Raw genomic sequence first — 11,899 nt, 5'->3', positions numbered from 1 at the left:
GCGGGTGCAGGCGTTTGTCAACCGGTTGCCAAAAACACACCGGAGCGCCGCCGTGTGGCTCTGCCCGCCCGATCAGACGGATCCGGCTCGGTGGGTCGCGCTAGGCGCGGACGGGGCCGGTCGAGCCCCTGACAACGAGCTCGGTGGGCAGCGGGCTTTCGTCGGGGCGCGCCGGCGTGCCGTCCGCGTACTCGTCGATGAGTTCGAGGGCCAGTCGGATTGCCCGCTCGCCGATGGCGCCGAGCGGGGTGCGGATCGTGCTGAGCTGGGGCGAGGTGAAGTCTGAGCCAAAGATGTCGTCGAAGCCGATGATGCTGAGCCGGCTGGGAACGTCGATCCCCTGCTCCTGCGCGGCGCGCATCAGACCGATTGCCATCAGGTCGTTGTATGCAATGACGGCACTCACCCCGGACGCCGCGACGCGCGACAGCGCTGCAGCACCTCCGTCGAGGGTCGGCACACCTGGCCCGATCTCGACGATTGTCATTCCGAGTGCTGGCGCCTTCGCCAGGAGGGTCGCCCAGCGGGCGCCGCTCATCCACGAGTTCGCCGGCCCGGACACGAAGGCCAGCGAGGTGTGACCGAGCGCGGCGAGGTGTGCGAGCGCCTCGTCGATGCCAGGATCGAGGTCGGGGACGATGCCGAGCACCCCCTCGACCTCTCGGTTGATGACGACGAGCGGCTTGCGTTCAGCGAGCTCCCGGATCTGCTCGTCCCCGAGGCGGGTGGTGACGAGCACCAGACCGTCGACCGAGGGGGCGACGCGCTCGGCCGCCTCGGCCTCGCGCTCGCCCGACTCCTGCGACTCGGCGAGGATCAGCGTGTAGCCGCGGCGGCTGGCCGCGCGCTCTGCACCACGCACCACCTCGAAGAACATCGGGTTCGTGATGTCGGCGAGCAGCAGCCCGAGCGTGCTGGTGCGGCCGGTCGGCAGCGCGCGCGCCATGGGGTTCAGCCGGTAGTTCAGCTCTTTCGCCGCGGCGTGGATGCGTTCCTCGGTCTTGATGTTGATGCGGCCGGGCTTGCTCAGCGCGCGGGAGACGGTCGACGGGTTGACGCCGGCCAGCTTGGCGATGTCGTAGATGGTTGCAGGCGCTTTCGAGCGTCGGCCGGGCCGCGTTTCGGCGGTGTCGTCGCTCGTCACGTCACTCGTCACGCTCTGCTCACCTCTCGTGGCTTCGGGTGTCGTTGAGACACCGACCGGGGCGTTCATCTATTGCTCCCGCTTGTATCGTGCCACAGTCCCGGCATCAGGCGGCGACCCCGGCCTGGATGTCGTGCGCACGCTGCTCTTCAAGCAGTCTGCGCCGGTTGTCCCGGCGCTGCTCCTGCCGGTCGGGGTCCGGCACCGGCGAGGCCAACAGCAGTCGCTGGGTATACGGGTGTTCCGGCGTGGTGGTGACCTGCCCGGCCGGACCCTGCTCCACGATCTCGCCGCGGTACATCACGGCGACCCGGTGGCTGATGTGGCGCACGACGTCGAGGTCGTGCGAGACGAACAGGTAGGACACGCCCGTGTCGCGCTGAATCTGCAGGAACAGGTCGAGCACCCGGGCCTGTGTGGTGAGGTCGAGCGCAGAGACGGGCTCGTCACAGACGATGAGCTTGGGCGAGAGGGCGAGCGCCCGGGCGATTGCGACGCGCTGCCGCTGCCCGCCGCTGAACTCGCGCGGCATCCGGCCGATGGAATCCTGCGGCAGGCCCACCTGATCGAGCACCTCACGCACGCGCCTGCGGGCATCCGAGCGGCTCCTGCCCTGCACGGTCAGCGGCTCCGACAGGATGTCGCCCACCGCCATCGACGGGTTGAGCGAGGTGTAGGGATCCTGGAAGACGACCTGCAGGTCACGGCTGAGTGCGCGGCGCTTGCTGCGGCTCGCCTGGCTGATGTCTTCGTTGTCGAAGCGAATCGTGCCACCAGAGACGGGAGCGAGGCCGAGCAGGGCGCGCCCGAGGGTGGTCTTGCCTGAGCCGGACTCGCCGACCAGGCCCAGGGTCTCTCCGGCGCCGATGTGGATCGACACGTCGTCCAGCGCACGGAAGGGCTTGGCCCGGAACCCTGTGCCGGGGTATTCCACGATGAGGTTGTCGACCCGGAGCAGCGCGCTCGAACCGGTCTGGGTGCTGCCCGATCCTGTCTGGGTGCTGGTGGATGCGTTCATCACAGACCAACTTTCACTGAAGTGTCGAATTCGGATGCCGGTTCGGTGACAGTGAGCGCACTCATGGGCGTCTTGCCCTCGAGCATCGCCCCGAGCAGGGTGCGCGTGTACTGCTCCTGCGGGGCGCGGAGGATCGTGCGCACGTCGCCGGATTCGACGACACGACCGTTCTGCATCACGACCACGCGGTCGCAGAGGTCGGCGACCACACCGAAGTTATGCGTCACGAGCATCACACCCATGTTGAAACGGGCCTGCAAATCGCGAAGCAGGTCGAGTACCTCCGCCTGCACCGTCACGTCGAGTGCGGTGGTGGGCTCGTCGGCGATCAAGAGGTCGGGGTTGCAGCTGACGGCTCCGGCGATCAACACGCGCTGTGCCATACCGCCGGAGACCTCGTGCGGGTAGGCGTCGAATGTGCGCTGCGGGTTGGTGATCCCCACGATGGCGAGAAGCTCGAGCGCCCGCGCGGTGGCGTCGGCCTTCGACATTTTGAGCACTCGGGTGAGCGGTCGCACCAGCTGGTAGCCGATCGTGAAGTTCGGGTCGAGGTTCGACATCGGCTCCTGCGGAATGTACGCGATGCGCTTTCCGCGCAGCTCGGACAGACGCCCCTGCGACAGGCGGCTGCCACCGGCCGAGACCAACGGAATGCCGTCGAAGGTGATGCTGCCACCCAGGATCTCGGCCTCATCGGGAAGAAGTCCGAGGATCGAGAACGCGGTCTGTGACTTGCCCGACCCTGATTCACCGACAATACCGAGTACTTCGCCACGGTCCAGGTAGAACGACACATCAGTGACGACGACTTTGGTCGAGCCGCCCTGCTGCGGGTAACCGACGCCGAGACGCGAGACGCTCAGCAGGTGCTCGGCTGCGGCGAGGTCGACCGCGGTCACCGACTCGGTCTTCGGCGGGGTGAGCTGGATGGGCTTGGTTCGTTTGAACTTGGGCGCGTCCTCCAAAGCATCACGCAATGCGTTGCCGAGGACCACGAACGCGCCGACGGTGAGCGAGATCGCGAGGCCAGGCCACACGGCGAGGATCGGAGAGCCGTAGATGTTGATGAAGCCTTCGTTGAGCATCACGCCCCAGGTGGGGGTGAGCGGGTCGCCCAGTCCCAGGAATTCAAGGGCTGCCTGGATCGCGATGGCGATGCCGCAGACGATCGAGGTCTGGATGATGAGAGGTGCGCGCACCACGAACAGGATGTGCTTGCCGATGATGCTGGCGGTGCTGAGACCGGCAACCCGTGCCGCGTCGACGTAGAGCTCGTTGCGCACCGCCTGCACCGACGTGCGGGTGAGTCGGAACATTCCGGGCGACATCAGCACGCCGAACACGGTCATAGAAATCCACACCGACCGGCCCAGCGCTGCGCTGGCGGCGAGCAGGATGATGATCGCCGGGAGCGACATCAGCACGTTCGTGCACCAGCTCGCCACGGTGTCGAACTTGCCCCCGAAGTAGCCGGCCAGCAGTCCGGTCGGCAGTCCGATCAGCAGGGCAACGATCGCGGCGAGGGCGGCGGCAAGCAGGGTGCTCTGCGCGCCGACCAGCAGCCGGCTGAGCACATCGCGCCCTGCGCTGTCGGTACCGAGAAGGTGCCCGTCGGTGCCGGGAGCGGCCAAGGCATTCGCCAGGTCGGCCTTGTTGGGGTCGAACGGGGCGAGAAAGGGTCCGAAGATTCCGGTCAAGACCACGATCCCGAGGATGATCAGGGCCGCCAGGCCCAGGGGGTTCTTCAGGAGCCGGCGGAACACACCCGTACGGACCACTGCTGCGGGCTGTGGGGTCTCAGCCAATGTTTCGGTCATGACACACGCGCCTTCGGGTTCAGCCAGCCGACGGCGAGGTCGACCAGCAAGTTGACAACAACAACGATGATGACGATGTAGACCACGACACCCATCAGAACGGGCATGTCACCCTGGGTAGTGGACTGCAGCGCCAGGAATCCCAGCCCAGGAAGGGCGAAGATCTGCTCGAGCACGACAACGCCACCGAGCATTCCGATGAACTGCAGCGACAACACGGTGAGTCCGGCCGGGGCCGCGCCACGCAGCACATGCCGGAACAGGATCTCCCGTGGGGCCAAGCCGCGGCTGCGGAGCGTTCGCACATAGTCACGGCTGAGCACGGTGATCACGGCGCTTCGGACCTGCTGGGCGGTCGAGGCGACGGCGCCGATCGCCAAGGCGATGATCGGCAGCGTGATCGAGGCGAGCCAGCCCCCGAAGCTATCGGTCAGGGGCACATAACCCGTCGCGGGCAACAGTTGCAGGCCGATCGCGAAGACAGTGACCAGCACAATCGCGACAACGAATTGAGGGATGGCAGATGCGCCGATGGAGACGATCTGCAGCAGGCGATCCACCCATCCGCGGCGCACAGCTGCAGCGACGCCGAACAACGTGGCCAAGACCGCGGCGATCACGATCGTCACCAGGACGATGGACAGCGTCGTGGGAAGACGCCCGACGATGCTGTCGACTACGGGCTGGCTGTTGAACCACGACACACCGAAGTTGCCGCTGAGTGCACCTCCCAGCCAGTCCACGTAGCGGGAAAAGAGGGGCTGATCAAGACCGAGCTCGATCTCTTTGAGGTGCACCTGCGCCTGCGTGGCCGATTCACCCAGGATGTTGCGGGCGACGCTTGTCGCCGAAAAGTACAACATAAAGAAAGTCAACGACGACACTACGAAGAGCACCACCACGCCCGAAATCAGGCGTCGGACGATAAAGGAAACCATTTCTGCTCCGTTGTCAGGTGGTTGGTGGGGGGTGAAGCAAACGTGAGGGAGGGGTCCCCGCCCATGCGCGGGCGGGGACCCGGGCTAGCTACTGCGCGGGTGCGTAGGAGTAGATCGACGGCACGGCCTGCTGCAACTGCGGCTCGGTCGTGGTGTTCTTGTCAGTGAAGAAGATCTGGTCTGGACGGTAGAACGGGGCGAACCAGGCCTGCTCGACGATGTACTTGTTGATTTCCTGGGCCGCCGTCTTCTGCTCCTCGGCCGAACCGGTCTGGATGGCCGTGATGAGCGTTTCGACCTTCGCATCGGTCGTGTGGAACGGGTTGTACGTGGCCTCGGGGGCGATGATCTGGTTGACCGCAACCCAGGGCGAACCCTGGAACAGCGAGAACCAGCTGGCGGCGTATTTGCCCTGAACCAGGCTTGAAATGAAGTCCGAACCGGCCACGTTCTCCCAATTCACCGTGATGCCGACGTCGGCGAGGTTCTGGCCAATACCGGCCGTGAGGGCAGGGTCCAAGAACCCGGAGACTGTCGGCATGGTGATGCTGAACTCACCGACGCCTGCCTCGCTGAGGAGCTCCTTTGCCTTGTCAACGTCATACGGGTACGCCGACTCGAGCGACTCGTCGAATGCGTCGGTGCCCTTGCCGAACGGCTGGCTGGTCGCTGTACCGAGACCCTTGCCCACCTGGGCGAGCAGGGTTTCCTTGTCGATCGCGTAGTTGATGGCCTGACGCACCCTCACGTCGGCGAGCTCGGGAACCATGGTTCCATCGCGGTCGAAGAACAGCAGTCCCTGCCAGTCGGTCGGGTAGTTGTACTCGGTGAGGCCGGCACCCTTGGCCTGCGGCTGCGTCTTCGCGGTGAGCAGCGCCGCATTGAGCTGCCCGGAGAGGAGGGCGTTCGACATGGCGGTGGTATCGAGGATCGGCTTGACCACGATCGTGTCGTAGACCTGGAGCGACGGGTCCCAGTAGTCGGGGTTCTTCACGAAGGTGTAGGAGGAGGCCGCGACGGTCTTGGACTTGTCGAGCGTGTACGGTCCGCTGCCGACCGGGTCTGTGGCCAACTTGCCGCCCTCTACCGCCGCGGGACTGGCAATGAAGCCATCGGCGTTGCCGAGATAGTCGAGCAGCGCGGGGTCCTGGGCCTTGAGCGTGATCACCACGGTAGTGGCGTCGGCGACGGTGACGTCAGAGACCTGCGCCAAGGTCGACGCGTCGGGGCCGTTGCCGGTGCGGAACCGGTCGAGGTTGATCTTGACCGCTTCGGCGTCGAGCTTGGTTCCGTCGGTGAAGGTCACGTCGTCGCGGAGGGTGAGGGTGAGCTCGGTGTTGTCGGAGTTGTACTCCCACGCCGTCGCGAGCATAGGCACCAGCGTGCCGTCTGCTTCGCGACGCAGCAGGGAGTCATACACGGGCTGGTAGTACTGGACGTAATGGCCGATGTGGGCCTGGGCCGGGTCGAACGACTTCACGTCGACGAGGGCGCCGATCGTGAGCGTGCCACCCGTGACGGCCGAGCCATTGGACGAGGCCGGTTGAGCGCCGCTTCCTGAGCAGGCGGTCAGTGTTATCGCTGCCGCGGTGAGTAGGGCGACGGCCGCCACCCGGGGACGAAACTTCATTGTTGTCTCCTGTTTGCTGTGTGTTTCTCGACGGTGAGGGTGCAACCGATTGCCAGCCGACATGAAGGCGTGGCTCTTGGTTGTTGCCGTAAAGCTATATCAGGGAATGAGGACTTGGCAACCGATTGTCAAAACTGTGACAATTCATCGCCTGTGAGCGTGCGCGTGCGCATTGCGCCCTCGCTGGCGGGCACGCTGAAGCGCGGGTCCGCGCCACAGGCACGGCCCCGCGCAGCCACCGCTGGCGGTGCTGGACCAGCTCGACAGCCGGCCAGGTTCGGGGCTAGACCAGCACGGGGAACTTGTCCTCGTCGGCGATTCGGGAGTTCAGCTCCGCGATGAACTCGTCCTCGTCGAAGTCGAGCGATACTTCCCTGCCCGTCCAGCTGGAGAGGTGGATGGCATTCGCCAAGCGCACTCCCTTGATGCCGTCGGATCCGGGCGCCAGTAGCGGAGTCCCGTCGAGGATGTTCGCGGCAAAGTTCTCGAGCACGCCGGCGTGCTGGGCACCCCACACCGAGTCGAACTCGATGGTCTCCTGCTCGTAGTAGTCGTCGGTGTCGAGCTGGCCCATGAACAGCTTCATGACGTCGCTCATGTCCATGTTCTCGCTGAGCTCGCGCTCCGGGCGCTTCAGCCGGGTGACGGTCGCGGTCTTCGAGTTCTCGACGACGATCTTGCCCTGCGATCCGACGATCTCGAAGCGGTCAGTTCCGGTCATCTCGTGAGTGGCGGTGATGAAGACACCGGTGGCGCCGTTGCCGTAGTCGACCAACGCGGTGACCTCGTCCTCGACCGCGATGTTGCGGCGGTAGCCGTAGGCGACCTTCGAGTACACCGACTTCGGAACGCCGCAGATCCACTGCCACAGGTCGAGCTGGTGCGGGGCCTGGTTGACGAGCACGCCGCCGCCCTCACCGCCCCAGGTGGCGCGCCAGGCACTCTGGTCGTAGTAGCCCTGCGGGCGCCACCAGTTGGTGATGATCCAGTTCGAGCGCAGGATGCTGCCGATCTCGCCGCCGTCGACGATCTCCTTGAGGCGGATGTACAGCGGATTGTTGCGCTGGTTGAACATGATTCCGAAGCTCAGCTCCGGCTTGGTGAGCGCATAGGCATTGAGCTCCGCGACCTGCTTGGTGTAGACGCCTGCCGGCTTCTCGACCAGGGCATGGATGTCGCGCTGCAGCGCCTCGATGCCGATCTGCGGGTGCAGGAAGTGCGGGACGCAGGTGACGACGGCGTCGACGCTGCCGCTCTCGATCATCTCCAGGTAGTCAGAGAAGAACGGGATTCCCGGGTAGTCGGATGCCGCACTCTCCGCCTTGGCCGGGTCGATGTCTGCGATGGCCCCGATTTCCATGTTCGGCACCAGGCCATCGGTGATGAACTTCGCGTACATAGACCCCTGGGCGCCGAGCCCAATGATGCCGATGCGTACCTTCTTAGTCATGAAACTGCTTTCTGTGAGGGGGAATCGATCGTGTGCGGGAGCGCGCCAGTGCGCGTGCCGTACGACAGGTCATAGACGTCTTGAACGACGTCGAGGGATTTCTGCGCTTCGTCCGGATCAATCCAGAACGGCTCTCCAGAATCGAGGCCACGGTAGAAGTCAGCGATGAGCAGCTCGTGCGAGATGCCCCAGTAGGCACGCTCCCCGGTTGCGGCGTTGGTCTCCCTGATGAGCTCTGTTCGGCCATCCGAGTACGTGACGGTGAGATCGCCCTTGAGCAGAAGAACCGCCCCATCGGTCACGATCTCGATACTGACCGGGGAATTCATAGTGTGGGCCAGCGTGGCGTAGAAGACGCTGCGCGCACCGTTCTCATGGCTCAGCATCAGTTCTGCGGTGTCTTCCACCTCGATGACATCACCGAGGTGCCTGGTGCTTGCATGACCGTCGACGTCAGAGACCGGGCCAACGAGCCAGTGCAGCAGGTCGATGGTGTGGATCGCCTGGTTCATCAGCAGCCCGCCGCCACCGCCGGACCAGGTGCCACGCCATGGCCTGTCGAGGTAGTACTCCGCGGTGCGGTGCCAGCTCACGGTGGCAGACGCTCCCCTGATCGAGCCCAGGGTGCCGCCTGCCAACAGGGCCTGTGCTGCGACAACCGGCGCGTTGTACCGATTCTGGAAGCACACGCCGATTCTCGCCGTGCTGTTCCTGGCAGCGGCCGCTACCCGCCTGCCTTCTTCACGCGAATCGGCGAGCGGCTTCTCGACGATCACGTTGATGCCGCGCTCGAGGGCGTCGATCGCCAGTTGCGCATGCGTGTTGTGCGGGGTGCAGATGTGCACGACGTCGGGCGCGAGCTCGGCGAACAGCTCCAGGTGGTCGGCGAACCCGGGCACCCTGTGCGCGTGGACCGCCGCGGCCAGCCTGGCGGCATCCGGATCGGACACCCCGACCAGTCTGGCGCCGGGCAGGCCGGCGATCGCTGCCAGGTGGATGGCGGAGATGTCGCCGCAGCCGATGACCGCGACGCGACGTGTGTGGGGAGCCAGTTGCTCAGCATCGCCGTTGACGGTGAGGTTCTCTCCGGTCATTTCGCGCCGACCCCGATCTCGGCGAGCAGTCCGGCGAAGGCTCTGGCGGCCTGGCCGAACGCGGCGGGGCCGGAGAATCCACCGAGGGCGTGCTGGGCGGCCAGGTGCGGCTCGAGCGAGGCGAAGCCACTGTAGCCGTCGTCACGCAGCGCGGTCAGGGTCTCGCGCAGTTCGCCGTCGCCCTGGCCTGCTGGCACGACCTCGCCCGTTGCGGCGACGGCGTCCTTCACCTGCAGGTAGTCCAGGTAGGGGCGCAGCATTGCGTAGCCGTCGGTGAACGGCTTCGCGCCGACCTGCACGAAGTTGGCGTTGTCCCAGGCGAGGCGCAGCGCGGGCGACCCGACGCTCTCGACCAGGTCGAGCACGCGCTCGGGGGTGTCGCCGTAGATGTCTTTCTCGTTCTCGTGCAGCAGCACGACGCCGGCCTTCTCGGCCTCGTGGGCCAACAGCCGCATGCGCGTCATGACCGCGTCCCTGGTGCTCTCGACCGAGACACCCTCGCCGCGGAAGAACGAGAAGACCCGGATGTTGGGGGTTTCCAGCGCGTGGGCGACGCGAATGATGCGCCGAAGGCGGTGCACCTCGAGCTCGGCATCGAGCGAGACGTCGACCTTGCCGATGGGTGATGCGATCGCCGAGACCGCCACCTCCTGGGCTGTGAGGATCGCGCGCAGGCGCTCGAGCTGCTCGTCGTCGAGGTCGACGACATTCGTGGTCCACGCGCTGCGCACCTCAATGTGGCTCGCGCCGAGCGCCTTCAGGACGGCGACCTGAACGGCCGGTTCCGGGTCGATCTCGTCGCCGAATCCCGACAGGGTCCAGGTGGGGGTGAGCGTGGTTGACACGATGAAATTGCCTCCGCAGAAGATTCGCCTCGTTGAGAACCCGGCGACGGTTCGCCGCTGGGCATGCGGCCACTCTACGTCCGGTTCCGCGATTTTGGCAACCGATTGACAAAACTCCCAGCGATGGTGTGACATGGTGCTATCACCACCAATTTTTTGCAGTTTCCACACAAGGATGTGACCATGGTCGACCTCAGCGCCCAACCGTTCAATCTCGACGAGCAGGCCAGCACGTGGGTGCGCGACACCATCGACTCGCTGACGCTCGAGGAGAAGATCGGCCAGCTGTTCATCAACCTGAACACGTCGTTCACGCCGGAGTACCTCGACCGCGTAGTCGGCGAGTACAAGGTGGGCGGCATCCGCTACATGGGAGCCGGATCGAGCACTGTGCAGGAGCACATCCGCTACGCGCAGTCCCAGGCGAAGGTGCCGCTGTTGGTGGCGTCCAACCCCGAGATGGGCGGCTTCGGCTCGATCGACGACGGCACCCTCGTTGCCACGCACTTGAGCGCCGGATCGAACCCGGACAAGTCCATCGCCCGCGACATGGGCCGGGTTGCCGGCCGGGAGACCGCGGCGCTCGGCTGCAACTGGGCGTTCGCGCCCATCGTCGACATCCACTACAACTGGCGCAACACGGTCATCAGCACCCGGTCGTTCGGAAACACCCCCGACGTGGTGATCGAGCGGGCCAAGGAGTACTTCGACGGTTTGAGCGAGTCGAACTCGGTCGCCGCCATGAAGCACTTCCCGGGCGACGGCATCGACGAGCGCGACCAGCACGTCGTCACCACCTACAACACCCTCGGCTACGAGGAGTGGACCGACACCTTCGGCCGGGTCTACCGCGAGCTGATCCAGCACGGCGTGCAGTCGATCATGATCGGCCACATCGGAGCCCCCGAGCTGTCGAAGCACTTCCGCCCGGGAATGACCGATGCCGAGATCATGCCGGCGACCCTCGCCCCGGAACTGCTGCAGGATCTGCTGCGCGACGAACTCGGCTTCAACGGCCTGATCCTGACCGACGCGTCGATGATGGTCGGAATGACCCAGGCGATGCCGCGGCGCGACGCCGTCCCGGCCTCGATCGCGGCCGGCTGCGACATGTTCCTGTTCTTCCGCGATCCAGAGGAGGACCTGCGCTACATGCTGGACGGCTACCGTTCCGGCGTGATCACCGAGCAGCGCCTGCAGGAGGCGCTTGAGCGCATCCTCGGCCTGAAGGCGACACTCGGCCTGCACTCCACTCCACGTGAGCAGCTGGTGCCGGGCCCCGAGGCACTCAGCGTGATCGGCAGCCCCGAGCACCACGCGATTGCCGCCGACATCGCCGACAAGACCGTCACGCTGGTCAAGGACACCCAGGGAAACCTGCCCCTGGACCCGGCGACGCATCGCCGCATCCGCCTGTATGGCGTCTCTGGCCAGGCCGACTTCACCGGGGTCGACCCGAGCGGTTTCATCGACATGGCCAAGGAGGAGCTCGAGGCGGTCGGCTTCGAGGTGCACGTCTTCAAGAACGCCCTGCAGCGTGCCGCCGAGGGCGAGGAGCACGTGTACTTCCACACCGTGATGAGCGAAGAGGCCAACGAGCACTACTCCGAGGAGTACGACGCGGCCATCGTGTTCGCCAATGTCGCGGGCTTCGCCCAGGAGGCCAGCATCCGCATCCGCTGGTCCACCCCGATGGCGGCGGAGATCCCCTGGTACGTGACCGAGGTGCCGACCGTGTTCGTGTCGCTGTTCCAGCCGAACCACCTGATCGACGTGCCGATGGTGAAGACCATGATCCACGCGCACGCCCCGAGCCGCGAGGCGATCCACGCATCGGTGCAGAAGATCATCGGGGCCAGCGCGTTCCAGGGCACGTTCAACGACAACGTCTGGTGCGACACCTGGGGCACCCGCCTCTAGCCATCGCATCCGCAGCACACATCGACAAGCACGAGGAGAATTC

At 65.6% G+C, this 11,899-nt stretch carries 9 protein-coding genes; 1 reads left to right on the top strand and 8 read right to left on the bottom strand.

Annotated features, from left to right (window positions below):
• Positions 1–100: 100 nt before the first annotated feature.
• From AWU67_RS15525 to AWU67_RS15490, 8 genes are all read right to left on the bottom strand, one after another.
• A complete protein-coding gene (locus AWU67_RS15525; RefSeq protein WP_234407285.1) occupies positions 101–1,156 on the bottom strand; it encodes a LacI family DNA-binding transcriptional regulator in 1,056 nt (351 codons plus the stop codon).
• A gap of 94 nt (positions 1,157–1,250) precedes the next feature.
• Complete coding sequence (locus tag AWU67_RS15520; RefSeq protein ID WP_067231149.1) at positions 1,251–2,162, bottom strand: ATP-binding cassette domain-containing protein; 912 nt, start codon at positions 2,160–2,162, stop codon at positions 1,251–1,253.
• On the bottom strand, positions 2,162–3,979 hold the full coding sequence (locus tag AWU67_RS15515) for a dipeptide/oligopeptide/nickel ABC transporter permease/ATP-binding protein (RefSeq protein ID WP_067231146.1): 1,818 nt from the start codon (positions 3,977–3,979) through the stop codon (positions 2,162–2,164). The genes AWU67_RS15520 and AWU67_RS15515 overlap by 1 nt, the downstream gene beginning before the upstream one ends.
• On the bottom strand, positions 3,976–4,917 hold the full coding sequence (locus AWU67_RS15510) for an ABC transporter permease (protein WP_067231142.1): 942 nt from the start codon (positions 4,915–4,917) through the stop codon (positions 3,976–3,978). The genes AWU67_RS15515 and AWU67_RS15510 overlap by 4 nt, the downstream gene beginning before the upstream one ends.
• 88 nt (positions 4,918–5,005) lie before the next feature.
• A complete protein-coding gene (locus tag AWU67_RS15505) occupies positions 5,006–6,547 on the bottom strand; it encodes an ABC transporter substrate-binding protein (RefSeq protein WP_160329774.1) in 1,542 nt (513 codons plus the stop codon).
• A 283-nt stretch (positions 6,548–6,830) separates the two neighbouring features.
• Complete coding sequence (locus tag AWU67_RS15500) at positions 6,831–7,997, bottom strand: Gfo/Idh/MocA family protein (RefSeq protein WP_067231134.1); 1,167 nt, start codon at positions 7,995–7,997, stop codon at positions 6,831–6,833.
• Positions 7,994–9,091, bottom strand: a complete 1,098-nt coding sequence (locus tag AWU67_RS15495) for a Gfo/Idh/MocA family protein (RefSeq protein ID WP_082717067.1) — start codon at positions 9,089–9,091, stop codon at positions 7,994–7,996. The genes AWU67_RS15500 and AWU67_RS15495 overlap by 4 nt, the downstream gene beginning before the upstream one ends.
• Positions 9,088–9,939, bottom strand: a complete 852-nt coding sequence (locus AWU67_RS15490) for a sugar phosphate isomerase/epimerase family protein (protein WP_067232924.1) — start codon at positions 9,937–9,939, stop codon at positions 9,088–9,090. The genes AWU67_RS15495 and AWU67_RS15490 overlap by 4 nt, the downstream gene beginning before the upstream one ends.
• 180 nt (positions 9,940–10,119) lie before the next feature.
• Here AWU67_RS15490 and AWU67_RS15485 point away from each other — a divergent pair, with 180 nt between their 5' ends.
• On the top strand, positions 10,120–11,856 hold the full coding sequence (locus tag AWU67_RS15485; protein WP_067231130.1) for a glycoside hydrolase family 3 protein: 1,737 nt from the start codon (positions 10,120–10,122) through the stop codon (positions 11,854–11,856).
• Positions 11,857–11,899 lie beyond the last annotated feature (43 nt).

The organism is Microterricola viridarii, from assembly GCF_001542775.1.
In the GTDB taxonomy this organism is placed as follows: Bacteria; Actinomycetota; Actinomycetes; order Actinomycetales; family Microbacteriaceae; genus Microterricola; species Microterricola viridarii_A.
This window is presented reverse-complemented; position numbering and strand designations above follow the sequence as displayed.

Coding starts and splice junctions, on each gene's coding strand:
- AWU67_RS15520 (WP_067231149.1), bottom strand. CDS start 2,162: ATGAACGCATCCACCAGCACCCAGACAGGATCGGGCAGCACCCAGACC.
- AWU67_RS15515 (WP_067231146.1), bottom strand. CDS start 3,979: ATGACCGAAACATTGGCTGAGACCCCACAGCCCGCAGCAGTGGTCCGT.
- AWU67_RS15510 (WP_067231142.1), bottom strand. CDS start 4,917: ATGGTTTCCTTTATCGTCCGACGCCTGATTTCGGGCGTGGTGGTGCTC.
- AWU67_RS15505 (WP_160329774.1), bottom strand. CDS start 6,547: ATGAAGTTTCGTCCCCGGGTGGCGGCCGTCGCCCTACTCACCGCGGCA.
- AWU67_RS15500 (WP_067231134.1), bottom strand. CDS start 7,997: ATGACTAAGAAGGTACGCATCGGCATCATTGGGCTCGGCGCCCAGGGG.
- AWU67_RS15495 (WP_082717067.1), bottom strand. CDS start 9,091: ATGACCGGAGAGAACCTCACCGTCAACGGCGATGCTGAGCAACTGGCT.
- AWU67_RS15485 (WP_067231130.1), top strand. CDS start 10,120: ATGGTCGACCTCAGCGCCCAACCGTTCAATCTCGACGAGCAGGCCAGC.